General features: G+C 63.6%; 27 protein-coding genes and 1 pseudogene. 13 read left to right on the top strand and 15 right to left on the bottom strand.

Annotated elements, in window-relative coordinates; all coding sequences use genetic code 11:
• Positions 1 to 106 precede the first annotated feature (106 nt).
• Entirely contained in the window at positions 107 to 1033 is a 927-nt protein-coding gene (locus BM083_RS05485) for an oxidoreductase (protein WP_394327582.1), read from the top strand.
• 188 nt (positions 1034 to 1221) lie between these two features.
• Here the strand turns inward: BM083_RS05485 and BM083_RS23160 are convergent, their stop codons facing one another.
• From BM083_RS23160 to BM083_RS05470, 4 genes and pseudogenes are all read right to left on the bottom strand, one after another.
• The gene (locus tag BM083_RS23160; protein WP_177197546.1) at positions 1222 to 1392 is read right to left on the bottom strand and encodes a hypothetical protein; all 171 of its coding nucleotides are present in this window, start codon (positions 1390 to 1392) and stop codon (positions 1222 to 1224) included.
• A 30-nt stretch (positions 1393 to 1422) separates the two neighbouring features.
• Positions 1423 to 1822: pseudogene (locus BM083_RS24120) on the bottom strand (type II toxin-antitoxin system death-on-curing family toxin).
• A gap of 575 nt (positions 1823 to 2397) precedes the next feature.
• On the bottom strand, positions 2398 to 3339 hold the full coding sequence (locus tag BM083_RS05475; protein ID WP_089866812.1) for a hypothetical protein: 942 nt from the start codon (positions 3337 to 3339) through the stop codon (positions 2398 to 2400).
• A 254-nt stretch (positions 3340 to 3593) separates the two neighbouring features.
• Positions 3594 to 4121, bottom strand: coding sequence for a rhomboid family intramembrane serine protease (locus BM083_RS05470; protein ID WP_089868385.1), 528 nt, complete (start codon positions 4119 to 4121; stop codon positions 3594 to 3596).
• 261 nt (positions 4122 to 4382) lie between these two features.
• On the opposite strand from BM083_RS05470, the gene yciH reads away from it, so the two are divergent.
• Positions 4383 to 4682 carry a stress response translation initiation inhibitor YciH gene (yciH, locus tag BM083_RS05465; RefSeq protein WP_177197545.1) on the top strand — a complete coding sequence of 100 codons (300 nt, stop codon included), beginning with the start codon at positions 4383 to 4385 and terminating at the stop codon, positions 4680 to 4682.
• A 243-nt stretch (positions 4683 to 4925) separates the two neighbouring features.
• Positions 4926 to 5813, top strand: a complete 888-nt coding sequence (locus BM083_RS05460; RefSeq protein WP_089866805.1) for a hypothetical protein — start codon at positions 4926 to 4928, stop codon at positions 5811 to 5813.
• Positions 5814 to 5821: 8 nt separating this feature from the next.
• Here the strand turns inward: BM083_RS05460 and BM083_RS05455 are convergent, their stop codons facing one another.
• Complete coding sequence (locus BM083_RS05455; RefSeq protein ID WP_089866801.1) at positions 5822 to 7057, bottom strand: GNAT family N-acetyltransferase; 1236 nt, start codon at positions 7055 to 7057, stop codon at positions 5822 to 5824.
• A gap of 110 nt (positions 7058 to 7167) precedes the next feature.
• On the opposite strand from BM083_RS05455, the gene BM083_RS05450 reads away from it, so the two are divergent.
• The 4 genes from BM083_RS05450 to BM083_RS05435 all read left to right on the top strand — a co-directional run bounded on the left by BM083_RS05450 (position 7168) and on the right by BM083_RS05435 (position 9271).
• Positions 7168 to 7401 carry a DUF7996 family protein gene (locus BM083_RS05450; protein ID WP_089866798.1) on the top strand — a complete coding sequence of 78 codons (234 nt, stop codon included), beginning with the start codon at positions 7168 to 7170 and terminating at the stop codon, positions 7399 to 7401.
• A gap of 43 nt (positions 7402 to 7444) precedes the next feature.
• A complete protein-coding gene (locus tag BM083_RS05445) occupies positions 7445 to 7696 on the top strand; it encodes a DUF8006 family protein (protein WP_009375500.1) in 252 nt (83 codons plus the stop codon).
• A 92-nt stretch (positions 7697 to 7788) separates the two neighbouring features.
• Positions 7789 to 8673 carry a homoserine kinase gene (locus BM083_RS05440; RefSeq protein WP_049893945.1) on the top strand — a complete coding sequence of 295 codons (885 nt, stop codon included), beginning with the start codon at positions 7789 to 7791 and terminating at the stop codon, positions 8671 to 8673.
• A 142-nt stretch (positions 8674 to 8815) separates the two neighbouring features.
• The gene (locus BM083_RS05435; RefSeq protein WP_009375504.1) at positions 8816 to 9271 is read left to right on the top strand and encodes a universal stress protein; all 456 of its coding nucleotides are present in this window, start codon (positions 8816 to 8818) and stop codon (positions 9269 to 9271) included.
• A 191-nt stretch (positions 9272 to 9462) separates the two neighbouring features.
• Here the strand turns inward: BM083_RS05435 and pdxS are convergent, their stop codons facing one another.
• Positions 9463 to 10371, bottom strand: coding sequence for a pyridoxal 5'-phosphate synthase lyase subunit PdxS (pdxS, locus tag BM083_RS05430; RefSeq protein WP_089866794.1), 909 nt, complete (start codon positions 10369 to 10371; stop codon positions 9463 to 9465).
• Positions 10372 to 10494: 123 nt separating this feature from the next.
• On the opposite strand from pdxS, the gene BM083_RS05425 reads away from it, so the two are divergent.
• The 3 genes from BM083_RS05425 to BM083_RS05415 are packed head-to-tail and all read left to right on the top strand — an operon-like array spanning position 10495 to position 12807.
• On the top strand, positions 10495 to 10890 hold the full coding sequence (locus tag BM083_RS05425; protein WP_009375506.1) for a DUF5518 domain-containing protein: 396 nt from the start codon (positions 10495 to 10497) through the stop codon (positions 10888 to 10890).
• 50 nt (positions 10891 to 10940) lie between these two features.
• Complete coding sequence (locus tag BM083_RS05420; protein WP_089866791.1) at positions 10941 to 11708, top strand: DUF1405 domain-containing protein; 768 nt, start codon at positions 10941 to 10943, stop codon at positions 11706 to 11708.
• A 31-nt stretch (positions 11709 to 11739) separates the two neighbouring features.
• Positions 11740 to 12807, top strand: a complete 1068-nt coding sequence (locus BM083_RS05415) for an enolase-like domain-containing protein (RefSeq protein WP_089866788.1) — start codon at positions 11740 to 11742, stop codon at positions 12805 to 12807.
• A gap of 14 nt (positions 12808 to 12821) precedes the next feature.
• Here the strand turns inward: BM083_RS05415 and BM083_RS05410 are convergent, their stop codons facing one another.
• The 7 genes from BM083_RS05410 to BM083_RS05380 form a co-directional block, all read right to left on the bottom strand.
• On the bottom strand, positions 12822 to 13709 hold the full coding sequence (locus tag BM083_RS05410) for an HFX_2341 family transcriptional regulator (RefSeq protein ID WP_089866784.1): 888 nt from the start codon (positions 13707 to 13709) through the stop codon (positions 12822 to 12824).
• 33 nt (positions 13710 to 13742) lie between these two features.
• Positions 13743 to 14792: a class I SAM-dependent methyltransferase gene (locus tag BM083_RS05405; protein ID WP_089866780.1), complete on the bottom strand. Its 1050-nt coding sequence runs from the start codon at positions 14790 to 14792 to the stop codon at positions 13743 to 13745.
• Positions 14793 to 14866: 74 nt separating this feature from the next.
• Entirely contained in the window at positions 14867 to 15250 is a 384-nt protein-coding gene (locus BM083_RS05400) for a DUF7994 family protein (protein ID WP_089866776.1), read from the bottom strand.
• A 68-nt stretch (positions 15251 to 15318) separates the two neighbouring features.
• Complete coding sequence (locus BM083_RS05395) at positions 15319 to 15885, bottom strand: cysteine hydrolase family protein (RefSeq protein ID WP_089866772.1); 567 nt, start codon at positions 15883 to 15885, stop codon at positions 15319 to 15321.
• Entirely contained in the window at positions 15882 to 16697 is an 816-nt protein-coding gene (locus tag BM083_RS05390) for a YqcI/YcgG family protein (protein ID WP_089866766.1), read from the bottom strand. The genes BM083_RS05395 and BM083_RS05390 overlap by 4 nt, the downstream gene beginning before the upstream one ends.
• Before the next feature lie 407 nt (positions 16698 to 17104).
• Positions 17105 to 18592 carry a sodium:solute symporter family protein gene (locus BM083_RS05385; protein WP_089868383.1) on the bottom strand — a complete coding sequence of 496 codons (1488 nt, stop codon included), beginning with the start codon at positions 18590 to 18592 and terminating at the stop codon, positions 17105 to 17107.
• A gap of 34 nt (positions 18593 to 18626) precedes the next feature.
• Positions 18627 to 18842 (bottom strand): DUF3311 domain-containing protein, encoded by a 216-nt coding sequence (locus BM083_RS05380; RefSeq protein WP_009375520.1) that lies wholly within the window; start codon positions 18840 to 18842, stop codon positions 18627 to 18629.
• Positions 18843 to 18988: 146 nt separating this feature from the next.
• Here BM083_RS05380 and BM083_RS05375 point away from each other — a divergent pair, with 146 nt between their 5' ends.
• On the top strand, positions 18989 to 19729 hold the full coding sequence (locus tag BM083_RS05375; protein WP_089866763.1) for a sugar phosphate isomerase/epimerase family protein: 741 nt from the start codon (positions 18989 to 18991) through the stop codon (positions 19727 to 19729).
• Positions 19730 to 19866: 137 nt separating this feature from the next.
• Positions 19867 to 21438 carry a DNA primase DnaG gene (dnaG, locus tag BM083_RS05370; protein ID WP_089866760.1) on the top strand — a complete coding sequence of 524 codons (1572 nt, stop codon included), beginning with the start codon at positions 19867 to 19869 and terminating at the stop codon, positions 21436 to 21438.
• Between the two features lie 35 nt (positions 21439 to 21473).
• Here dnaG and BM083_RS05365 read toward each other — a convergent pair whose 3' ends face one another.
• Entirely contained in the window at positions 21474 to 21893 is a 420-nt protein-coding gene (locus tag BM083_RS05365; protein WP_089866757.1) for a GNAT family N-acetyltransferase, read from the bottom strand.
• On the bottom strand, positions 21890 to 23230 hold the full coding sequence (locus tag BM083_RS05360) for a DUF92 domain-containing protein (protein ID WP_089866754.1): 1341 nt from the start codon (positions 23228 to 23230) through the stop codon (positions 21890 to 21892). Before BM083_RS05360 ends, BM083_RS05365 begins: the two co-directional genes overlap by 4 nt.
• A 78-nt stretch (positions 23231 to 23308) precedes the next feature.
• Between BM083_RS05360 and BM083_RS05355 the strand changes: the two genes are divergently transcribed.
• Positions 23309 to 23917, top strand: coding sequence for an undecaprenyl diphosphate synthase family protein (locus tag BM083_RS05355; protein ID WP_089866752.1), 609 nt, complete (start codon positions 23309 to 23311; stop codon positions 23915 to 23917).
• Positions 23918 to 23997: the final 80 nt, after the last annotated feature.

The raw sequence follows: 23997 nt of genomic DNA, 5'->3' as shown, positions 1-23997 counted from the left end.
CGAAATGTTCGCTGATATGAGCTCGCACCTCGTTCCGTCTCTCTGTCTATCGCCAATGTCTGAACGACGCAATTCTACTGATTCAGTCGACGACGTAACTGGTGAGATGCCTGCTATCGGGACAGCCGTGGTGACAGGGGCGAACAGCGGACTCGGCTTCGAGGTGACGAAGGGTCTCGCCAAGAAGGGTACACACGTCGTGATGGCGTGCCGGAGCATCGAGCGCGGCGAGGAAGCGAAACGGCGAATCGAAGCCGAGATTCCGGGAGCGTCACTGACCGTGAACGAGCTCGACCTCGCCGACCTCGAGTCGGTCGCGGCGTTCGCCGAGTGGTTCACGTCGACGTACGACGCGCTCGACGTACTCTGTAACAACGCGGGTGTGATGGCTATCCCACGCACGGAGACTAAACAGGGATTCGAGTACCAGTTCGGCGTCAACCACCTCGGACACTTCGCACTCACCGCCCACCTCCTCCCTGTCTTACAGCAGACCACGGGGGAGTCCCGCGTCGTTGTGCAGAGTAGTGTCGGGCACAAGAAAGGCGATATCGACTTCGAGGACCTCCAGGGCGAGGAGTCGTACAGCGCGTGGGGGGCGTACGGGCAGTCGAAACTCGCGAACCTCCTCTTTGCATACGAACTTGACCGTCGACTCCGCATGGCGAAGGCGAGCGTGAAGATCCTCGGCTGCCACCCGGGTGGGTCCAAGACGAACCTCCTGGACCACAGCGCCACACAGGGCGGGTTCCGACCCGACCTCCTGCTGATGAGACTCCTGAACGCAGTGATCGTACGGAGCGCCGAACGTGGCGCAGAGTCGATGCTCTACGCCGCCCTCGACCCGAGTATCGACGGCGGCGAGTACGTCGGCCCCGACGGCTTCATGAACATGTACGGCGACCCGGTGGTCCAGCCGTCGAGCGACCGGTCATACGATGAGACACTCGCCCGCCGTCTCTGGGACGTCTCCGAAGACCTCACGGGGGTCTCGTTCGACCTCCCTGAACCGAACTCGCGAGAGCGCTGCTGATACACTCGCGCCCTGTATTCTGTATGACCGTAGAAATCTACCACCTTGCTATTAGAAAGTGGTGCTGAAGGACGAGAGTCGAGTATCTTGGATGAGATAAGGAACCTAGAACTAAGGAACCTAGAACGTATCATACGGGCGCGGAAAAGAAAGCCACCCATTCAGGAGTGGTACAATTCAAACGTGCTTCACTCGGTTTCGAGGGCCGCATAGATATCCGCATGACGGCGTCTGTCAAGCCGCGCCATCTTGAGCGCGACTTCGCGGCGTTCTTCGTCGGTCTCTGCCGCGTGATACCGTTCGTAGAGCTCGCGGACCTCGTCGTCGGCAGAGCGTGAGGAATCAGTACTGGACGCCATCTCTTACTGTCGTATTGTTTCTGGCGTCGTTTATCTGTTCCGCCGTGTACAGGCACGGAAGTATACGACAGCCGTCTCAATGTCGACCTTCTCTGAATCGGTTGCAAAACGCTTCAGCAGCGCTCTAACCTCGTCGCCGTAATTGAACGTATACCCGTGAGCATGTAGAACGTCGCTGTTGTATCAAGTGCAGTCCGTTTGTTCCCGTCGACAAACGGGTGGTCAGCAACCAAGAGGCGCATCAGGTGCACAGCTTTGTGGTGGATTGTTTCTGGACCTCACCGAAGTATCCTTCAGAGATGTAGTGTACTGCAGATGTAATCGGCTTCTTCGAGCAGACGCCTGGTTCTGTGTTGTCACCCTCCTCAACGATCTGTGCGTGGATCTCGAGGATGAGGCCAACCGTAGGGTACACCAGTTCGTCGCTCACAGAGGTGGATACAGTTCGACTTTGGATAGTCGTTTCTCTCTTTGGGAGACAGTGATGTGTTCTCTCGCTTCTCAGAGAGACTATCTGCAGACATGAGTGCGAGACATGCGCTCTCTATTTAGCACGGCCTCAGAAACCTATCATCAATTGGCGCTTCAATCGAGGCCGATATACTTCAGAGTCGGATGCATTCTACAATCTGGCTTCAACTCATTTTGGAGACGGTCATAGCATAGCACGCACCACAGTGAGAACATTCCACCATCGTAGTAATCTCGTCTCCCCCACTACGAGTCCACTCTGATATTTCACCACCACAGCTACACTCAAACATGAATTTCATATACTGATTAAACAGACTCTCTTAGTATTATATAATTGATGCTTGATACACCAAGTAGCAGGCAATCCTAACGAGACCGACAACTCCCTAAAGTCGGACAGAATCACCCCAACTTGACCCTCTCGAGTCCCCGAAAAGACTAGATTCCTACCGATTCTTGTCCGCTATATAGGTATACCGGACACAGTGAATCTGAAGCAACACGAGAGGCGACGACACACGTCTCCGAGAACTACCTCGGTGACGAGTTCTCCAAAACCGCCGTCGCGTGCACTAACGCCTCCTCGGCGTCGTCTTTCGTGGCTGCGCCGTAGCCGTACACCGCTCGGTCGTGAACCTCAGTAAGCTCCTGCAGAGAGTCTGTGACCGACTCGTCGATGGCGTCGTTCGACACACACTGGTCGTAGAACAGTTCCGGAGAGCGCGCGGATTCGACGCCGTACCGCGCCTGCAACGCCTCACAGGCGGTCGTGTACGCGTCTTCGACGGCTGTCTCGTAGTGCCCGTCGTCGAGGGCAGAGCGAGCATCGTCCAATGCGTGTTCGTCACGGTCGGTGACCGAACCGTCGTCGGCTGAGCCCGCAGTCTGGTCGGCGGACGTGTCGCCTGTCTCGTCGACTCTCGACTCGTCGTCGAGCGACGTAGCGACGTCACGCTGTACGGATGCGTCGACGTTCGCCGCGTCGGGAGAGGACGATGCCGTCTCGTCGTCGACTTCGGACCACGAGAACTCGTTGCGGGACGTCTGCTTGAAGTCGGAGCGGTCACGCGCTGGCTGGGTATCGGCCGACGAGTTGGGCGGACGCTCGGCGACGGCCGACGACTGGGCCGTCTCCCCACCGTCGTCTCGGGACGTCTCGTCGGTGCGTTCGGCGTCTGTCGGCGTCGCGTCTTGACTATCGGTAGACTCTGTGTCGCTGTCGCTGCCGCTGCCGCCGCCGAACATCCAGATGGCCCACACAGCAAAGATGAGAAGCGAGAGAGCGATCAGTCCGCCACCGATGAGAAGTCGCTCCTGTCCCTCCGGGACGACCTGAAGCGGCAGGCTCTCAGACAGCGGCGCGTGCTGAATCCTGGTCGCCACAGCGCCGGTGGTCCTCGGTACGCGGACCGACAGTGTCGTCAGAGAGACGGAGAGTGCGTCGGCGGAGAGTACGAGAAGGCGAACGCTCATACAGTCGAGTGAGGGGAGGGACGCACATTATTATACCGCGGATAAGTGTCGCGGGGCGGTGAAAACTTGCTGTTCGGTAGAGAGGTCTACGACTACAGCCATGCCATCGGCCAGCCAGATTCGACAGCGGAGAACGTGCTGTCGTAGAGCAAATAGATAGTTAGATACATATTTAGACGAGTGTCTAAACATCCGGGGTCATTCGGGCATCGTGCTCCTCGGTCCGAGATATCGAGTCGGAAGTAGGAGTCGGCTCAGACCCGAAGCAACTGCACTCGTCCAGCCAACAGTCCGAGCACGGCACCGGTGAGATGCGCAATCAGCGCGCTCCCGGGAGCACTGAAGAGGAGCGTGAGTCCGCCAGCGACGACAGCGACGATGACGACGAGTACGCGCGGCGGAAGTCGGAGTCGGTCGAGCACCGTCGTCGAGACGGGATTCGCCGTGATGACGTAGCCGACGAGTGCGAACGCAGCACCGCTGGCTCCGAGCACGCCAGTCGCGGGGCCGAAGAGGCCACCGACCCACACGTGGGCGAGTCCAGCCAGTACGCCCGTCGTCACGAAGAAGGCGTGAAACCGAAGGCGCGTCGTCGAGTACGCGACGAGGCTCCCGGCGAGAGCGACGACGACGGCGTTCGACAGCAGGTGTCCGGGACCGCTGTGGGCGTACACGCTCGTGACGAGCGCCCACGGTGGCGAGAGGACGGGCGGTGCGAGGACGAACAGTCCCACGAGACCGACGAACGACGCCGCCCAGGTCAGGAGGGAGACGACGACCATCGCCGTGAGCGTCTGGACGACGGGGTTGCCGGCGACGAGTGTCGACACCGAACGGTCACGGCGAGTCGGTCGGTCGGAGTGGAGGGGTGGGGAGGACACGGCTTCACTCTCTGTTGGGAACGAACGGAGCAAAACGTTTCGCCCCGGTGTGGCTCCTGGTTCGACGAGTGCGCCTGGGACCGAAAGTTCGGAAGGCGTGAGCGACGCCCGACGACCGAACACGACGCATACACCCATATGTCCTGGAGTCGTACGCTAGTCGTGTCAAAAGACGACTTCAGTCGCATCACTGGCCTGCCAGACGACCTTGGTATCGACGACGACCTCCAGCGAACACAGCAGGTCTTGACGGTCCGCGTCGACACGCGACGGTACGGCAAACCGGTCACTATCGTCGCCGGATTCGACGGAGACACCGACGTCAAGGCGCTCGCGAGCGACCTCAAGCGAACACTGGCCTGCGGCGGAACCATCGAAGACGGAGAGATAGAGCTTCAGGGCAACCACCGCCAACGCGTTCCGGACCTCCTCCGAGCACGCGGCTACGAAGTCGACGGCTGATTTTGCGCCTGTTCGGGTGAGCGTTGGCCCCACGCTTCGACTCCGAGTGACGGTCCCATAGCGACCAGTCCCGATAGCGAGAACGCCAAGTCGGGACGCTGGCGGCGGACGCCGACGGGTTTATCGTCCATCTGTCAGTCTATCGTAGTATGCCCTCCAGACGTCCGTCCACCCAGTTCAGCCGACTCTGGCTTCTACCGCCGCTGCCCGTCGACCACTCCCGACACGTGGACGTGAGTCTCCGTGCCTAGTTTCACCACACGACTCTCCGACGGGTTCGACCGCGTGGAGGCGGTACTGGAACTGGCATTCGTCCCGCTCATCGTCGCCTTCTTCAACGTCGACGCGATACAACAGACGCTCGCCAGCGAGAGCGACTTCCGACTCGGCATGGAGTTCAGTTTCCCGTCGGCAGTCGTCGACGTCTGGGCTTTCGTCAACGTCCCACGAGAGGCACTCTACGTCGGAACTGGCGGGCCAGAAGCCAACCTCGGGGGATTGTTCGTCTACCTCTCGGCGGTCAGCGCGCTCGCGGTGACAGTGCTGATGGCCCTCCTCCAGTCAGTGCTGACGGCTGGCTACCTCGGTAGTCTCCGGCAACAGCTTGGGACTGGGTCGTACGATTTCGGGTCGGCGGTCCGCCGGTACAGCCTGCCGCTCGTCGCCTACCAACTCACCGAGTTACTCCTCGGGCTCACACTCGTCACTGTCGGTGTGCTCGCCGGGTCGGGTCTCGTCGTTCTCGTGCTGGCCGCTATCCCGCTCTATTTCGTTCTCGCGTATCTCTTCTATCCGGTTCCGTACCTCATCGTGCTGCGTGAACAAGGACTCGTCGACGCTATCCGCGGGAGCGTTCGACTCGCCGTCTCAGGCGAGTCGTACTTCGCGTACACGCTCGGTTTCGTGGGGTTCGTCGCACTCGTCTCGGCCGTCGGAACGGCAGTCGTCGCGAATCTCGGTATGGTAGGTATCGTCGTCGGAGCGGTTGCCGCTGCACCGCTCGGTCTCGCACTGAACGTGACGACGCTTCGATTCCTCGCTGACATCGACGACGCGTCACCGACGTTCGGCCAGTGGGAAACCGACGACGGAGGAGTCTCGCCGTCTGACTCGGTGACACCGACGGAGTGAGCTAAAGCTTAGAACCCCTCGCGGAGGTAGACGTCTTCGGGCGGGAAGAGCGCGGAGAGCGTCTCGCGTGTCTGGTTGCTATCGTCTTCGCTACCTTCGACCGCTAACTCGCCGTTTCGTTCCAACTCGTCGACCGACAACGCGCCGACGGCGAGTTGTGAGAGTGCGCCGATGTCGAGGCTCACGTCGGCCTCGTGGTCGGTCGGTCGACAGGTCGCACCGTCCTCGTCGACGGTTAGCTCGAACGTACCGTCGTTCCAGTCGCAGTGGTCGTCGCTGATAGCGAGCGTGACCGACCCGGTTCCGTCGTCGGAAAACGAGAGCGCGTCGATAGCGGCTTCGACGTCGACGATGCGGAGCATCGGACCGGGGCGGACGGTCATCTCTGCGGCCCGCGGGTCCGAGAGCGTATCGAGGAGTCGCGTCTCGTCGACGTGGCTCCGGATCCGAACCGAGTCGACCTGCGAGTCGTGGTCGCGGCAGAATCGGAGGAGTTGCCCGCGAGCCATCTCGTCGGTGGCGGCGAGTTCGTAGACGTCCATCCGCTTGTCGTCGCCGTCCTCCTCGACGACGTAGAACAGATAGCCGCGGAGCGTCCCCTCGTCGTCCGTCCAGCCGTAGACGTAGGGGTCCTTTCGCCAGCCTTGGAACGCTCGGTAGCGCCACCAACCTTCGGTACGGCGGAGACCGAGTGCTTCTGTCGCCCACTCGCGGTGGACTGGGTCCAGTTCGGCGTAGTCGTCGGCGTCGAGTCGACGGAACGACCCCGTTGGGTCGGGGACGACGTCGTCGAGTTCCGTGGGTGCCACCGTGACCGAGAGCGACTTGTTCGTCATCGCGTAGCCGAATCGGCGGTAGAAGGCGTACTCGAACGGCCAGAGGACCGCGAAGGCAATCGACTCCTCGCGGAACTCGCGGTGGAGTTCACCGAGGAGGTCGGCGACGTAGCCCTTGCGACGCGACTCGGGCGGCGAGGCGACGGCGGAGACGCCACCCGTGTGGTGGAACTCGCCGCGGATGCGGGCGGTGAAGTCGTAGTACGCACACATCACGCTCAGGTCGTCGCTGTCGAGTTCCTCGTCCGGTGTGCCGGCGTCGACGTCGTACAGGCCGCGTCGATGGTACTCTTCGGGCCGGTCGTGGTCCTCGTCGTCGAGGTTCGGACCGCTCTCCGGTCGGAAGGCGTAGGTGAGCATCCGCCGGACGGCGTCGTCGTGGGTCTCGGGGATGGGGCGATAGTCCATAACCGCCAGACGAAAGCGTCGGATATAGCCTTCGGGGTGGTGTGAGTTCGTGTCACACGAGTGGCCGCCGAACCGAGAGATTGAGGGTACTTCGGTCCCGAGGCGAGCGTATGAACGACGTGACAGAGAGTAGTAGCGGCCTGTTGTCCGGTGACAGAGTGCTCGTCTTGGCGATTCTGTTCGTCGGCGTCGTCGGGTCGGGACTCGCACGGTGGTTCCTCGGGAACGCCGGCTATCCGACGCTCGGGTCGTTCGTGTTCGTCTCGGGGTACGCGACGATGGTGTTCGTCCTCTGGTACGGGTGGCTCAGGGAGATGGACCTCACCGGCCCGGGTGGACGGTAGAGCGGAACTTTAATGCGGTATTCGCGGTGAGTTACGAGCAAGAATGCTGCCGCTACAGATCATCGACAGTTTCCTGCTCAACTACAACGTCGGGCAGGCACTGCTGCTGGGATTCATCCTGACGACGCTCGCGGCACTGCCGCTGAAATCACAGAAGATTCTCGGCATCAACACGGTGCTGTTCGGCGTCATCTTCATGCTCACGCCGCAGTCCATCGCCAAGCCGCACTACCTCTTTCTCGGGATTGCGCTGCTCGTCGTCGGCCCGCTGGTCTTCGTGACCGCCCGCGACTGAGCGCGTCCGAACTGTCACCCGTTTCTACCGACTCCCCCAACTCTAACGGCGTCTCCGCTACCTTTTTCTTTCGACCTCAGAAATCGCAGGGCATGATTACGGTGAGGGCCCCAGCGACGAGTGCGAACTTGGGCAGTGGCTTCGACGTCTTCGGGGTGGCCCTCGACCGTCCGGCAGATATCGTCAGCGTCGAGAGGGCAGCCGAGACGACCATCGAGGTCACGGGAGCGGGCAGCCAGTACATCCCCGAAGACCCGAAGAAGAACACAGTCGGTGCCGTCGTTGAGGAACTGAACGCGCCGGCGCACATCAAGATAGACAAAGGTATCCGCCCGGCGTCCGGTCTCGGGTCGTCCGCCGCGAGCGCCGCCGCCGTCGCCGTCGCCCTCAACCAACTGTACGACCGCGGTCTCACCCGAAAAGAACTCGTCCCTATCGCGGGCGAAGGTGAGGCCGTCGTCTCCGGAGAACCCCACGTCGACAACGTCGCCCCCTCCATCCTCGGTGGGTTTACCATCGCCTCCGACGACAACGTGACGACGGTGCAGGCGTCGATTCCGCTCGTCGCCTGTCTGCCCGAGATAGCCGTCTCCACGCGCGACGCGCGACGCGTCGTCCCCTCCGAAGCGTCGCTGGAGGACGTCGTCCACACGGTCGGTCGCGCGGCGACGTTGGCGACCGGAATGTGTCGCAACAGCCCCGAACTCGTCGGCGAGGGGATGCACGACACCGTCGTCACGCCCGCCCGTGCCGAACTCATCACCGGATACGACGAGGTGAGAGAGGCCGCCTTCGACGCCGGCGCGACGGGTGTTACGGTCAGCGGGGCCGGTCCGGGTATCCTCGCCGCGTGTCACTCGCGTGACCGCCGCACTATCGCCAGCGCGATGGTCGACGCTTTCGCCGACGCCGGTGTCGACTCCCGCGCCTACCAGACGTGTATCGGTCGCGGCGCAGAGATTCTCAGCCGGTCGTAGCGTTCCTCGCACTCTTCGTACGTCTCGTCTCGCTTCGTACTTCTCGTCTCGTACGCTGCCTCACGCGTGTCACACCCACACGCGTGCCCCGAGATGACAGTTCTCCGAGAATCTTCATTAGCCCACATATCGTAACAAAAGTATGAACCGCGCTCTCGTCGTCGTCACCGACTCTACCCGAAGCAAACAGATTCTCCGCGAAGCGGGCGAACTCGCCGCCAGCAACGACGCGGAACTGGTCCTCCTCTCCGTCGCTCCGACCGAGTCGTACGAAGACACCCACGACGCCGTCGCGAGCATCGGGTCGTCTGACCTCGTCTACACCATCGAACAGGCCGAGGAGTCGGCCGTCCGCAACATCGAACGAACGGCGTCGGAAGCGTTCGACGGACTCGACGTCGACTACCACACGAAAGCCGTCTTCGGCCGTGAAGTCGACAGCATCCTCGACGTCGCCGAAGCGTACGACTGCGACCACCTGTTTATCGCTGGCCGTCGCCGCTCTCCGACCGGCAAGGCGCTGTTCGGCGACCTGACCCAGCAGGTGCTTCTCACCTTCGACGGCCCGGTAACGGTGCTTCTCGGCGACGAGGAGTAGGGCTGTCGTCGCCGTGGCGGTGCTGTCGCCGTCGCGGTGGTGGAAAGGGCACGAGAACGTTGTGCCGCGAGCGAGGCCGAAGGCCGAGTCTCGCGGCCTTTTTCATCGAGGTTTTTCAAGGAGTGGTTCCCATAGCGTCGCCAGAGGCGACGCGAGGAAACCCGACGCAGAAAAAGGTCGAAGTGTCGCTCTTAGACGCCGCGGCCCTGCAACTTCTCGTCGTCGCTCATGTCGCTGTTCGACTGGCCTTTCATTCCCTTCCCGATGTTCGAGGCGATTTCGGCGAGCGTCTCGGGGTCGTCCCAGTTGTTGACCGCGTTGACGATGGCGTTGCCCATCGAGACGGGGTCCTCGGCGCCGAAGATGCCGGACCCGACGAAGATACCGTCACAACCGTGGTGCATCATCAGTGCCGCGTCGGCGGGCGTGGCGATGCCGCCGGCCGCGAAGTTGACGACGGGGAGTCGCTCCATCTCGGCCGTCTCGTGGACGAGGTCGGCGGGCGCTTCGTGCTCGCGGGCCCACTTCTCGCGTTCCTCGTGGTTCATCCCGGAGAGTTGCCGAATCGCGCCCTTGATGGCGCGCTGGTGGGTGACTGCCTGGTTGACGTCGCCCGTGCCAGCCTCGCCTTTTGTCCGAATCATCGCCGCGCCCTCGTCGATGCGGCGGAGCGCCTCGCCGAGGTTGCGCGCGCCGCAGACGAACGGCGAGGTGAACTCGCGTTTGTCGATGTGGTAGGCGTCGTCGGCGGGCGTGAGCACTTCCGACTCGTCTATCATGTCGACGCCGACGGCTTCGAGAATCTGCGCTTCGGTGTGGTGGCCGATACGGGCCTTCCCCATCACCGGGATAGAGACTTCGTCGATAATCTCCTCGACGGACGCGGGGTCGGCCATCCGGGCGACGCCGCCGCGCTTGCGGATGTCGGCCGGAACCGCCTCCAGCGACATGACGGCGACGGCACCGGCGTCCTCGGCGATTCGAGCCTGTTCGGGCGTGACGACGTCCATGATGACGCCACCTTTCTGCATCTGTGCGAAGCCTCGCTTCACGAGGTCCGTCCCTCGCTTGAGGTCTTCGAGGTCGGTTTCTTCGGGCATGTGTGGGGGTTGGAGTCGATGCACTTAATCGGTGTCTTTCGCGTGTTGTCACGACGCACGAACGTGGTTCTCACAGCGGTGGTTATCTCCTCAGCGTGCGATATAGCGGGTGAGTGATTATCCGTGTCAACAACCGTAACTCAGACAACGCCACGCGCCGGTAAGACCTACACCAACGCCCTGCTCGGCGCAGTCGCAACCATCGTCCTCTCGTTCGTCCCATTCTCGCCGGTGCTCGGGGGCGGTATCGCCGGTTACCTCCAGCACGGGACGCGCGGCGAAGGGGTGAAAGTCGGTGCCATCTCGGGCGTCATCGCGACGATTCCCGTGGTCGGTATCGTCCTCCTGGCTGCCAGCCTGTTCACCATCGTCCCGGCCGGTTCCGACGTCCTCGGTCTCGCCATCGGCGGACTCGTCCTCGGACTCGTCACGTTCCTCGTCGCCGGCATCTACACGGTCGGTCTCGCCGCACTCGGCGGCTACATCGGCGCGTACTTGGCCGAAGACCGACTGAACTGACGCCTGCTGGTATCGTCACCGATTTATAAACGCCCTCCTTCGAACTCGTCATGTCTGTGACTGACGAGCGTGGGGTCCTCCCCGAACCCGACGACCTGCCACGGTGGCTGGCACCGCTTCCACGGTGGCTCGAAGATTTCGGCCTCCGTCTCGCGTGGGTCGTCGTCGCCATCAACGTCGTCGGCACCGCCTTCGGCTTCTGGTACTACGGCTTCCAACCGATTCCGCTCTCGACGCCGCTCGTCGGACTCCAGTTCTCGCACGAACCGCTCGTCATGTGGCCGTTCGTCCCCGACAGCCCCGTCGCGACGCTCTTCATCGCCCTCTCGCTGGCACTCTGGAAACTCGGCCGCTCGAACGAGTACGTCAACGCCCTCGCCTTCTTCGGCTGTTGGAAACTCGGCTTCTGGACGCCGTTCGTCCTCGCGCTGTTCTTCGACGGGTTCATCGGCGTCGGGTGGCCGATGTACGCCTTCTTGTTCTTCAGTCACCTCGCCATGGTCGTCCAGGCGTTTCTCATCCATCGCTACTCGGACTTTCCCGTCGGCGCTGTCGCGCTCGCCGTCCTCTGGTACGGCTTCAACGACGTCGTCGACTACTTCGTCCCCATCGTCGGGACGCCGCACCACACGAACCTCCCCGGCCAACTCGTCGACGCGACGACGGGCTTCTACACCCATCCGACGCCGACGCACGAGTACGCCGCCGCCGGTGCCGTCGTTCTGACGCTCACGGCGACGTTCTGGGCGCTGTCGACGCGCGTGAAGAAACTCGAACTCGAACGCGACGAGAGACGCGCGAACACCGAGCGAGCCTAAGCTTAATCCCGACGCCGCCCAACCTCCGAGCGTGACTCTCTTCGATTCAGTTGCCGACTACACGCTCGTCGTCGAGTCGAGCGACCGGACTCGCAACGAGCGCGACACCTCCAGCGGGTTCGTCCGCGCGACGACCGTCTACGCACTCCACGGTGACGGCGAGACGGGCCACGGTGAGGACGTCACCTACGACACCGAGGACCACGACGCACTCGCCGACGCACCGCCACTCGTCGGCGACGGTGACGGACAACTCGCACCCGGCGAGTACACGTTCGCCGAGTTCTCCGCCGCACTGGACGGTGTAGAGCTCTTTCCGACCAAAGACCCCGAACGTGAGACCGCTCACCACTATCGGCGCTGGGCAGTCGAGTCGGCCGGATTGGACCTCGCACTCAGACAGGCCGGGACGAACCTCGGCAGCGCCGTCGACCGCGACTACGACCCCGTCGACTTCGTCGTCAGCACGCGCCTCGGCGAACCGCCGAGCACGGACCGCGTGGAGGCACTGCTCGACCAGTATCCCGAAACCGAGTTGAAACTCGACCCGACCTCCGAGTGGACAGAAGAGATTGTCGAGGCTCTCGCCGAGACGGACGCGGTCCGTATCCTCGATTTGAAGGGGCAGTACGAAGGGACGGACGTCGACCAGGACCCGGACCCGACGCTCTACGAACTCGTCTTCGACAACTTCCCGAACGCCGTCGTCGAAGACCCCGGAATGTCGGCGTCGACGGACTACCTCGTCGAGGACAACGCGAGTCGAATCTCGTGGGACTACCCTATCACCGGCGTCGAGAGCGTCGAGTCGCTCCCGTTCGAACCGCAGTGGCTCAACGTCAAACCCTCGCGATTCGGCACGGTGAAGTCGCTGTTCGACACGCTCGACTACGCCGCCGAGAAGCGTATCTCGCTCTACGGTGGCGGCCAGTTCGAACTCGGTGTCGGCCGCGACCAGATTCAGGCACTCGCCTCGTTGTTCTACGCCGACGGCCCGAACGACGTCGCTCCCGGCGTCTACAACGACCCCGACGTCCCCGAGGACGCACCCACGAGTCCGCTGTCGCCCTCGGCGTCGCCCGAGGGTCTCGGGTTCTAACTCGGCGAGTTAGTTCAATCGTCGGCGTGCGCGCGGACCCACAACTCGCCGATACGCGAGAGTCGCGTCCGGTAGGACTTCCCGTGTTCTTCCTGCTCGATGTAGCCTTTCCCGCCCGGACCGAGTCGGTCGACGTTGTAGATGACCTTCGAGCGGAAACTGTCGGTGTACTCTTCGTTCAGTTCGCGGGCGAGCGCTTCGGCCAACTCGGAGACGGACGCGAACTGCCCGTGTTCGCCGAGTTCGAACAGGATGACCTCCTCGAACGGTTTGACGTTCGAGAACGACGCCACCGGCAGTTCGACGATGTGGCCGTCGCCGATCTGCTTCGCGCCGATGGTCGTCCCGCGCTCGTCGAACTCGTCCAGCAGGTCGGCGATGCTGTCGAGGTGGTCCGCGACGTTCGCTTCGTCGACGTCGCCCTCGCGGACCGACTGGAGGAGGTCTTCGGCCGCACGGAGTTCTTCGGCCAACTCGGTCTCCAGATACTTCTCGGGGGCGGTGTAGTAGGTGTGGATACGGTCGCGGTCTTCCTGTCGTTCGAGCGTGATAGAGTGCGCCGCCGTCGCGAAGGCGAAGGAGACGGGCCGCGGCATCGCGCTCACGTTGACCCACACCTCGCTGCCGGCGTCGAGTTCGGCGTTGATGAGGTCGTAGGCCTGTTCGAAGGCGGCGTCGTAGTCGTAGACGTCGGCGACGACGACTCGTTCCGTCTCCGCACCGAGGAGGTTTGTGAAGTCCTTCTCCAACTTTTTCGAGAGGTTCTGGGAGTACTCGACGTTCGCCTCGCTCCCCACCGCACCTTCGAGGAGAATCACGCGGTCCACGTCCATCTGGTCGCGGATGAGGGGCGCGATAAGCCGGTCGTAGTCGAAACCGACCGGCACGATGTGGGTCTGCATGCGCAGGGATTCGCAAGACCCGGGCAAAAGGGTTCAGTTCGCGGGCGACGCGACGAGCAACGAGACGCCCGGCGCGGTGAGAAACGAGTGTCTGTCCCGAACCTCGAACCCGGCCTCCGCGAGCCACGCAGCCACGTCGGTCACGTCGTGTGCTCGCTGCCCGAGCGTGACGAGGTAAGTGAGTCCGACGAATCCGACGGTCGCCCGGGACAAGGCAGTTCGGGCGGTGCCGTCGAACTGGTCGAGCACGTACAGTCGGCCGTCTGGAGTGAGTGCATCGCGGATTCGCTCGAAGAGGGCCACGTTCTCGGGACCGTCGTGCGCGTGGACGACGTTGAACAGCAACGCCACGTCGTAGTTCTCGCCGAGCGAGTCGACGGTATAGTCGCCGGCGACGAAGGAGATGCGGTCGCTCACGCCCGACTCGCGAGCCGTCTCCAGCGCGACTTCGCGGGCCGGTCCGGCGTCGAACACCGTGGCTCGTACACCGGCGTGACGTTCCGCGAGTGCGACCGCGTAGCGGCCGTGACCGCCACCGACGTCGATGACGCGCGCGTCGCCGGGAACGTCCAGTTTCTCGACGACTGTCGGCGCGAGGACGTTCGCCGCGGCACGGAATCCCTCGTGGGCGAGTCGCCACTGCTCGGGATGCTCGTCGAGCCACTCGTACAGCGTCTGTCGTGGTGCGCCCGTCTCGATTGCGGTTCTCGCGTTATCTTCCCAGAACGGGAAGACGACTTCGTTCCAGAACCCGAGCCACGCGCCGACGCCGTCGGCGTCGAGCAACCACCTCTCGGTCAGTCGCGTGTTCGCGTAGCGACCGGTGTCTGCCTCACGGCGCAGATAACCCAGCGCGACGAGGAACTCGCAGAGCGGTTCGAGTCCAGCGGGGTCACAGTCGACCCGCGCCGCGAGGGTCTCCAGACTCGTCGGTGACGCTTCGAGTGCGGCGAACAGGTCGAGTTCGAGGGCGAGACCGAGGGTTCGCTCGGCCGCTCCCCCGACCAAGTCCAGCACCGGACCGGGGGCTCTGTTCAGTCGGAGCATGACTAATCGTTCGACTGCGTTGGGGACGACGGGCATACGAACTGTAGGTCGGCTGAGGAGATGAGCGTAGAGGGCGGGATGTCCACTCGACCAGTCGAGCGCCCTCGACGTTACTCGGTCGTGGGAAGACGCATGTAGACGCCGCCGCGGACGTAGTCGACGCCAAAGAACACGAGGAAGAGCGCGCAGGCGAGGCCGACGAGAGGGCCGAAGAGGGTCTCGGATGTTCCAGAGAGGAGTTCGTCGGCGTTCATCACGACCATCGAGAAGGCAAACAGGAGTTGGCCGACGCCGACGAAGACGTACCACGGAACGCGCGTCGACCCGACGGTCACTGCCTCACGCAATCCACCGACGAGTATCGACAGTCCTCCGACGACGAACGCACCGTACCATACCCACGTCGTCGCGTGGGACGGTGGGCCGAATATCGCGAGGAAGACACCGGCGAGGAGGAGCGTTCCGACGGCGACGAGGACGAACAGGCGACGCATACGCTCGATTCACGTGCGGGGTTGATTAACGCTCTGACAGTTTCAGTCGAGCGACGCCGAGACGTTCTTCAATCAAGTGAGGCCAAGACGCGCTCGGTCGAGACGACCCGTGCGAACTCGCCGTGTAGATGTGTCAGCGCCGTCTGGTGCATCTCCTCGGCAGTGTAGTGCGACCCGTCGAGTCCCTCGCGGTCGAACGTCGCCGTCCCGTCTTCGAGGAGCAACACGTCGAAGCCGAGGTTCTCGGCCATCCGCGCCGTCGTCGACACGCAGTGGTCGGTGGTTAGCCCGACGACGACGAGCGTCTCGTGGCCGCCATCTCGAAGGAGGGCTTCGAGGTCGGTACCGATGAACGCACTGTTGACGCGCTTGACTAGCTCCGTCTCACCGTCTCGGGGTTCGAACTCGGGTTTGAACGCGAACCCCGGAGCGTCGCCGCGGAGCGGCGAGTGCTCCTCCGTCGAGTCGTGGCGAACGTGAACCATGGGTCGTCCGTGCTCACGCCACGCATCGAGCAGTGCCGTGATATTCGCCTCCAGTTCGGGGTTGTTGCGCTCGCCCCACGCCGGGTCGTCGAAACCACGCTGGAGGTCCACGAGGAGCAACACGGCGTCGTCGGGAAGCACGAGGCTCATGCGCTGACTCCGCGCTTACGCCACCGCTCGGGAATCTCGACTTTCGGGTGCTCTCTGGAGATGTGGATGGGACACTCGTCGGGCGCTTGCGACTCGTCGGCCGAGAGCATGTACTGGTGCCACTCCCTGTCGCCGTCGACGCCCCAGTCCCCGATGTCGGCGTGCGGGCAGACGCCGTCGTAGCTCTCGATGCGCCGCTGGATGACCTGCCGGGCCTGCTGTCCGGCCTCGGTGTCGGCGGTGATTCCCTCGAACAGCGCGCGAGGCTGGAATGTGATTTCGAGTCCCAGCGGACAGTATCGGCTCATCCGCTCCTCGTAGAACGGCGCGCGGCAGGTCGGGAACATCGACTCGCCGGCGAAGGAGAACTCCCAGTACTCGCTGTCGGGGTCGGTCGGGATGTCCTCGGGCCACGGTTCGGGGTCGTGGACGTGGAGGAACTGGAGGATGTTCCACAACTGCTCGTGGTACTCGCGTTCCGTCAACGCCTCCTCGGGCGGTTTGAAGAACGTCACGAGCGAGCAGCGTTCGCTGAAGTCCCGAAACACGTCGAGGTACTCGACGAGGTTCTCACGGAGGGCGAACAGCGCGTCGGGGTGCGTCGTCGACTCGACGAACGTGTAGAGGGCGTCACCGTTGCGCTCGGACTCGATGCCGAAGTAGCACGGGAACGGTTCGCCGTCTCGGTCCTCTACCATCGAGGCGTGGAACGTCTCGAAGTGGTCGCGTGCCCAGTCCGGGAAGTCGCCGGACTCGATTCGGTCCATCACCGTCGCTTGGTCGAGTAAGGACTGAACCCCCGGTTCGTTCATACGTGGGTTCGGGACTGCGGAGCGATTTAGGTTTCGGTCGCTCTGGTGGATTGACCGATGTTCGATACGGATGGTGTGCTGAATAGAGAGGCTGTGTGCAACAAGATGGTTTGTTCAGAGAAGACGACAGAAGGAGCACGTTCTTACAGAGTCGAGATCGAGTTAGAATATGGTCTCTCAGAAGACGAGGCTAATTGCTGCCGCCCTCATAACTGGTATCCCATTCAGAGCAGCGGTCTCACAAGAGCCGTTTTCGGGGCTCTGGTTTGCTCTCCTCCTTGCTAGTCTCCTGAGCGCAATACTTCTTGTCAGGGAATACCGGCAGTACCAAGCTGAATGACGACTTGCGCCCTCTATTCAGCACAGCTCGAAAAGACGTCAGTGGGCGATAACTGTCTCGTACTCACTCAGTCCGCCCGCAGTCCCTCGGTGAACCGCGTCGTCTTCTCGTCGGCCGTCGGCGACGTGACCGCCGAGACGCCGACGGTGAGCACCAGTCCTAACAACATTCCGTAGAGCGCGAAGTCCCACCCGAAGTAGGTCGCCGGGAGTGGAGAGAAGACGTGCGCGAGGTAGAACGCCTGACTGCCGACGAGGCCGGCAATCATCCCGTTTCGGTTCGTGCGCGTCCAGTAGAGTGCGACGATGACCGGGAGCGCGAGTTGGGCGTAGCCGCCGAACGCCGTGTCGCCGACTTGCACCAGCGACCCGGGGCGGAACAGACTCGCGACGAACGCGATGACGGCGAAGGCGACGACGCCCGCGCGGGCGACCCAGCCCTCGCGCTGACTGCTGGCGTCGGGGTCGACGAGCGGTCGATAGATATCTCGCGTCAGGTACGACGACCCCGAGAGGAGCATCGAGTCCGACGAGGACATCATCGCCGCCATCGCCCCGGCGATGACGAGTGCGGCGAACCAGACGGGCGTGTACTCGTTGAGTAGGGCGGGGACGACGTTACCACCCTCGGGAACCGTCACGCCGAGGCCTCGCGCCCACGACCCGAGCATGAACGCCGGGACGAAGAGGAGGAGCACGAGCACGGGCCACAGCGCGAACGACCGCTTCAGCACGCGGTCGGACTTCGCGACGAAGAACCGCTGGTTTATCTGGGGGAACATCGCCACGCCGAAGGCGATGGTGATAGCGCTGGAGACCATCCACTTCGCGGAGTAGAGGCCGCCGCCGGAGAGCGTGAACAGGTCGAAGCTTCCCGCGCCGCCGCCGAGTGCGAGGAAGTCGGGGTTCGTCTCGGCGAGCGCAGACGTCGCCGCACTCGGGCCGCCGACGGCGACGAGCACCCACGCCACGGCCGCCCACGTCACGGTGAGCATGAACAGCCCCTGAATCGTGTCGGTCCACGCCACGCCGCGGAGTCCCGCGAGGACGACGTAGATGATCATGAAGACGGTGATGAGCGCCGCGCCCGCCCAGTAGGGGACGACGCCGTCCGTCAGGCCGACGAGGGCCTCGCCAGCGCCCATCTGCTGGAGCATCACGTAGGGGAACAGCCAGAAGAGCGAGATGCCCGCGACGAGTGCTCGGAGTCCCGTAGAGCCGAACCGGTCGCCGAGCATCTCGCCGAGGGTGACGTAGCCCTGCGTGCGACCGACGAGCCACTGTTTGTAGCCGACGACGTACCAGAGGATAGCGAAGAGGATACCGTCCATGAGGCCCATCACGAGAATCCACTCGGGGCCGGCGTTGAACGCGAGGTCCGGCCCGCCGAAGAAGGTGAACGCCGAGAGGAGCGTCGCGAAAGTGGTAAAGAGGAGGACGACCGTTCCCATCGAGCGACTGGCGAGGTAGTAGTCTTCGGCTTCCCGACTCGTCACGCGGTAGGCCAGTAAGCCGACGGCGAGTGCGACGACGAGGTAGGCGGCGATGACGCCCATCTGGACGCCGAGGTCACCCGACTGGAGGGGGAGACTAGCCACGGGTCACCCCCATCATCTCGTCCCAGCCAGACTGCGTGAAGGCGTAGAACACTGCCGTTGCGAGCCCCATCCAACCGATGTGCCACCAGAGCCACAGCGGGAGTCCGGCGACGACTCGTGAGTCTCCCCAGAGGAACCACGGGATTGCTAGCACCACGAGCACGACGAAGGCGAACGTCCAGAGGAACGTCCCCGATTTTCGGTGCATACGTGACGCGTAGCTCACACGAGTACGTAAATGTTACTGAAATCTGTTCTTGAGGCCGTATCGAAGAACTATTTTCTTCAATAGTGGTTCGAGAGAGGTTTCGGCGATTACTCGATTATAACGGTGACTCCCTCGACAGTGTCTGTATGCAGACTGCAATCCAACTCTACTCGCTTCGCGCGCTCGACGAACCGGTGACAGACACTATCGCACGAGTCGGTGAGACGAGTCTCGACGGCGTCGAATTCGCCGGCACCGGTGACAAGCCACCAGTACAGATTCGTCGAGAACTCGACGACCAGCATCTCGAGGCGGCCGGCGCACACGTTCCCATCGAAGCCATCCAAGAGAACCTTCCGGCGGAAGCGGACAACTGCCAGACGCTCGGCGTCGAGACGCTCGTCGTCCCGATTCTCGACGATTCGGCGCTCGCAGACGCCTCCAGCATCGACGAGACGGCGTCGATACTCTCCTCGCTCGCCGCCTCTGTCGCGGAGTACGGTCTCGACTTGTGTTACCACAACCACGAGTTCGAGTTCGCCGACGTCGACGGCCGCCCTGCATTCGAGCGACTGGTCGAAGCGACCGACGGGGTGGACTTCGAACTCGACGTCGGATGGGCGTACGCGGCGGGCGCAGACCCCGTCGACCTGTTGGACCGATACGCCGACCGAATCACTCGGATTCACCTGAAAGACGTCGCCGTCGATGCCGAGGCCGAACGCGGTGGCCATCCGGTCGACCTCGGTGCGGGCGACGTTCCGCTCGACGACTGTGTGACGGCGGCGGAGGCGGCCGGCGTCGAGTGGATGGTGTTCGAGCACGACGCACCCGACGACCCGGTCGAGTTTCTTCGACAGGCCGACGCGTGGGGAGAAACTCGCTGAGGCCGTCTCGAATCCGCACGACGCAATGGTGACTCCCGAAGTACGATAGGTATTTCCGTCGTGGAGTCCGTATATAAGGGGAGTGGGGAACCCCCACGTCACTATCACCATCATCGCCCCACGGAGGGGACATCATCATGGACGACACAGCTAAATATCTCATTCACGCGGCCATCACGGCCGACGGGGTCGTCGAGCGGAGCGACGTCGTCGGTGCCATCTTCGGGCAGACCGAAGGGCTACTCGGCGACGACTTGGACCTCCGCGACCTCCAGCAGTCATCGAAAGTCGGCCGTATCGACGTACAGATTCAGAGCGAAAACGGGCAATCCTACGGCGAGGTGACCATCGCCAGCAGTCTCGACAAGGTCGAGACGTCAATCCTCGCGGCGTCGCTGGAGACCATCTCGCGCGTCGGCCCCTGCAAGGCCACCGTCGAAGTGACCGACATCGAAGACGTCCGCGCCGCGAAACGCCGCGACGTCGTCGAACGGGCGAAAGAACTGCTCGCTGACTCCTTCGACGACAGCGTCATGACGAGTCGAGAGATTCTCGAAGAGGTTCGCGAGTCCGTCCGCATCGAAGACATCACCGAGTACGACGGCTACCCGGCCGGTCCGAACGTCGATAGCTCCGACGCCATCATCGTCGTCGAGGGCCGCGCCGACGTGCTGACGCTGCTCCGCTACGGCGTCAAGAACGCCGTCGCCGTCGAGGGAACGAACGTTCCCGAGAGCGTGGCGACACTGACCCAAGAGCGAAACGTCACTGCCTTCCTCGACGGTGACCGCGGCGGCGAACTCATCCTCCGCGAACTCGCGCAGGTCGGCAACGTCGACTACGTGGCGTTCGCTCCACGCGGGCGTTCGGTCGAAGACCTCGCTCGTCACGAAGTGATGTCGTCGCTTCGCGACAAAGTACCCTACGAGACGTACGAGGGCGAATCACGAGAGTCTCGGAACGCACACGAGTCCCCTGGTCAAGCGGCCGTGACAGCGACCGACGGGAGCAGTACCCCTGCCCCGGAGGAAACCGCGGACCCTCGATCGGAGCCGTCGGCGACGACTGAGTCGCCGGTGGCTCCCACTTCGGACGAAGACACCGAAGTCGAGCAAGAGAGTGTAGACGAGACACCCGCCGACGAGAACACGACGTACGCAGGCGACGGTTCGACCGCGACGACGGCAGCGGCGTCGGCGGCGACGAGTGACCGTGCGTCGGCCACCACTGCCGCGACAGAACAGGTCGCTGCAGCGGAAGTCGCGACGAACGGCGACGCGCCCAACGACTCGGTAGTCCCAGGTGACGAGCAGGAAGCGACTGCCCTCGACACAGCGGAGGCGAGCGAACGAGTCGAAGAGACGGACGCTTCTGCCGACGGCGACGAGAACGACGAGGTTACGGACCCGACGCCCTCGCTCGACGAGCACGTCCGGCAGGTCATCGCGGCGGAGTCGGGGACCGTCCGCCTGCTCGACCGCTCGCTCGTCGCGCTCGACGAAGTGGCGGTGAGCGATGCCTTCAACACTCTCCTCGAAGCGGACACCGTCCCGTACGCCCTCGTCGTCGACGACGAGGTGACACAGCGACTCGTCGACGTCGCCGCACAGCGCGGCGTCGAGCACATCGTCGGCTACTCGACCGGCGAGTTCGTGAAGAAACCGGTCGGCGTTCGCGTGCGGACGGCAGACCAGTTGCTGAGTAACTGAGTCGTAGCTCTCTCGATTCTCGAACTCTCCCCTACTTATACTGACTTCACGAACCACAGCGCCGGGTCGCCCTCGAAGTAGTCCTCACGGCGTTCGACCTCGTGGAAACCGTAGGCGCGGTAGAACGCCTGTGCACCCCCGTTCTCTGGAGCGACGGCCAGCGTCACCTCGTCACCGTCGACGAGTGAGTCACTGACTGCATCGAGCAGTGCCGAGGCGTGACCCTCGCGGCGGTTGTCGGGGGCGACGACGAGTTCGGCGACGTGGACGCCGTCGCCGTAGACGGGGAGGACGTAGCCCACGACAGCGCCGTCTGCCGTCGCAACGACCACGTCGCCGACGGCGATACCGTAGTCCAGTAGGTCGGGACTCTGTCGGGGGAGGTACGACTGGAGGCGGCGGAGCGTCGTGCCGTCACTCGGGCGGGCGCGTCGCGTGCGGTTCGGTGTCGTCACAGAATCACCACCGCGAGTCCGGCACTCACGAGCGCACCCGCGAGCGTCGCGAGGAAGTTCACCGCTTGGTTGCCGATGCGGCCGCCTTCGACTGTCGCACCGAGGATACTGTCGACGGTCATCCCGCCGATGCCGCCGAGGAGGACGACGACGGCCCCGACGAGGGGGTCGCCGAACGTGCCCAGCGGGAGGAGGACGAAGGCGAGCACCGCGACGACAGCGGCACCGCCGATGCCGGCGAGTTCACCCTGCCACGTGACGCCGCCGTCGGTGCCCGCCGGGACGCGTTCGAGCGTCGTGATGAGTCGCGGCGTGTCGTAGAGACCGCCGATTTCGCTAGAGAGGGTGTCGCTCATGGCGGCCGCGAGCGACCCGGTGAAGGCGAACAGGAAGAGCGACTCGGGCATCGCCAGCATCGAACTCGCGGCGAAGCCGATGACGGCGAAGAGCGCGACGGCGGCGTTGCCGAGGACGTTGCCGCTCCCGCGAGCGCCGTCGTTGTCTTCGGCGACACCGCGGTCGAGTTTGTCGTCGTACTTGAACTTCGCCGAGAGGCCGCCGATGGCGAAGAAGGAGATGAGGACGGCGAACCAGCCGACCCCGCCGAGGACGATGGTGAGGAGACCGAGGAGTACGCCTGTCAACATCCCCGTGACGGAGGCCGTCCCGAGTGCGTAGGCGGTGTAGCCGAACGCGACGGTGACGGCGAGACTGAGGACGATGTCGAGTCCGGCGATGTCCAAGACGAGTTGGGTGAAGAACCACAGGAGGAGACCGACCGAGAGCATCACGAGCGGGTCGTCACGCTCGAAGAGCACAGAACGAAGCAGTGCGGCGACGAGCGCGCCCGTGGCGGCGAGAAAGGCCGCTGTCGGGAGGGCGACTGACGCACTCGTCAGCGTCTGCACCGCGAACTGGCCGAGCGTTCCGGCGAGAAAGCCAACGACGGTGAAGCCCGCGACGGCGGCGAACGGGTCGTCCCAGCGTTCGGAGACAGCCTTCTCACCGACGTTGCCGTAGGCGAGAATGAGCACCGCGGCGACGAAGACGCTCGTCGGCATCGCCTGTCGCGGCGGCGTCGCGAGTCGCGGAGCAGTCGCCAAGAGTGCGAGGCCCGTCGCCGCGAGCGTGAACCCGGCGAGGCCGTTGAGACGGCCGTCTTGGTGGTCGCCAGGGCGGGCGAACAGCTCGAACATCGGCCCGTCGTCGACGACGAACGCGGCGAGCACCGCGATGACGGCGAAGGGGACGGCGGCCGCGGCACCGAGTGCAGGGGCCGCGAGGGAGAGTGTCCCCACCGCGGCGAACCCACCGGCACGCCGGAGTGTCGAAGTCACACTGCTGGGTATCTCCGATGCACACTTAACCCTCCCGACACGGAAGGGGTTTAACCGAGCCGTCACATTCCCTCGCGTGTGGGACTCTACGACGCCTATCTGTCGATGCGCCACCGCCGGAGTCCGGCGGACCCGCCCGCACACGTCGCCGTCGTCATCACGGAGCGTGACTTGCTGGAGCAGGGCGCATACGACACGCTGGAAGCCTTCCTCGACTGGGCGTTCGAGTTCGGTGCCGAACGCGTCACCGTCTCGGTGAGCGTGCTCGACGAAGCCGTCGTGCCGACACTCGAACGGGAACTCCGCGAGATAGAGACGCCGAAACCCGTCGCGGTTCGCGGCCCCGGTGACACCGAACGCGCCGACGCACCCATCCAGGTGAGCATCGGACTCGGCGGGAAACACGAGTTCGCCGAAGCGGTTCGGTCGCTCGCCGAGGAGGCCGAATCCGGCCGCCTCGACCCGGCCGACATCGACGAAGCCGACGTCGAAGACCGACTCGTCTTCCCGGACGAACCCGACTTGGTCATCAAGACCGGTGCCGAGCGACTCTCTGACTTCATGATCTGGCAGTCGGTCTACTCGGAGCTCTACTTCACCGACGTCAACTGGCGAGACTTTCGGAAGCGTGACTACCTCCGGGCCGTCTTGGACTTCCAAGACCGTCAGCGGCGGTTCGGACGATAGCCCGAGTCCAGCGAAGCTCTGCTTCGCGCGGTTTGGTCGCTAGAGCAAACTTAGTGAGATTCGTCTTACGTTGGTTCGGG

The sequence above is a fragment of the Halogranum rubrum genome (assembly GCF_900114455.1).
GTDB lineage: Archaea > Halobacteriota > Halobacteria > Halobacteriales > Haloferacaceae > Halogranum > Halogranum rubrum.
Note: the sequence above shows the minus strand (reverse complement) of the source record. Positions and strands in the feature narration are given on the sequence as shown.

Coding starts and splice junctions, on each gene's coding strand:
- BM083_RS05485 (WP_394327582.1), top strand. CDS start 107: ATGCCTGCTATCGGGACAGCCGTGGTGACAGGGGCGAACAGCGGACTC.
- BM083_RS23160 (WP_177197546.1), bottom strand. CDS start 1,392: ATGGCGTCCAGTACTGATTCCTCACGCTCTGCCGACGACGAGGTCCGC.
- BM083_RS05475 (WP_089866812.1), bottom strand. CDS start 3,339: ATGAGCGTTCGCCTTCTCGTACTCTCCGCCGACGCACTCTCCGTCTCT.
- BM083_RS05470 (WP_089868385.1), bottom strand. CDS start 4,121: ATGGTCGTCGTCTCCCTCCTGACCTGGGCGGCGTCGTTCGTCGGTCTC.
- BM083_RS05455 (WP_089866801.1), bottom strand. CDS start 7,057: ATGGACTATCGCCCCATCCCCGAGACCCACGACGACGCCGTCCGGCGG.
- BM083_RS05450 (WP_089866798.1), top strand. CDS start 7,168: ATGAACGACGTGACAGAGAGTAGTAGCGGCCTGTTGTCCGGTGACAGA.
- BM083_RS05445 (WP_009375500.1), top strand. CDS start 7,445: ATGCTGCCGCTACAGATCATCGACAGTTTCCTGCTCAACTACAACGTC.
- BM083_RS05440 (WP_049893945.1), top strand. CDS start 7,789: ATGATTACGGTGAGGGCCCCAGCGACGAGTGCGAACTTGGGCAGTGGC.
- BM083_RS05435 (WP_009375504.1), top strand. CDS start 8,816: ATGAACCGCGCTCTCGTCGTCGTCACCGACTCTACCCGAAGCAAACAG.
- pdxS (WP_089866794.1), bottom strand. CDS start 10,371: ATGCCCGAAGAAACCGACCTCGAAGACCTCAAGCGAGGGACGGACCTC.
- BM083_RS05420 (WP_089866791.1), top strand. CDS start 10,941: ATGTCTGTGACTGACGAGCGTGGGGTCCTCCCCGAACCCGACGACCTG.
- BM083_RS05410 (WP_089866784.1), bottom strand. CDS start 13,709: ATGCAGACCCACATCGTGCCGGTCGGTTTCGACTACGACCGGCTTATC.
- BM083_RS05405 (WP_089866780.1), bottom strand. CDS start 14,792: ATGCCCGTCGTCCCCAACGCAGTCGAACGATTAGTCATGCTCCGACTG.
- BM083_RS05400 (WP_089866776.1), bottom strand. CDS start 15,250: ATGCGTCGCCTGTTCGTCCTCGTCGCCGTCGGAACGCTCCTCCTCGCC.
- BM083_RS05395 (WP_089866772.1), bottom strand. CDS start 15,885: ATGAGCCTCGTGCTTCCCGACGACGCCGTGTTGCTCCTCGTGGACCTC.
- BM083_RS05390 (WP_089866766.1), bottom strand. CDS start 16,697: ATGAACGAACCGGGGGTTCAGTCCTTACTCGACCAAGCGACGGTGATG.
- BM083_RS05385 (WP_089868383.1), bottom strand. CDS start 18,592: ATGGGCGTCATCGCCGCCTACCTCGTCGTCGCACTCGCCGTCGGCTTA.
- BM083_RS05380 (WP_009375520.1), bottom strand. CDS start 18,842: ATGCACCGAAAATCGGGGACGTTCCTCTGGACGTTCGCCTTCGTCGTG.
- BM083_RS05375 (WP_089866763.1), top strand. CDS start 18,989: ATGCAGACTGCAATCCAACTCTACTCGCTTCGCGCGCTCGACGAACCG.
- dnaG (WP_089866760.1), top strand. CDS start 19,867: ATGGACGACACAGCTAAATATCTCATTCACGCGGCCATCACGGCCGAC.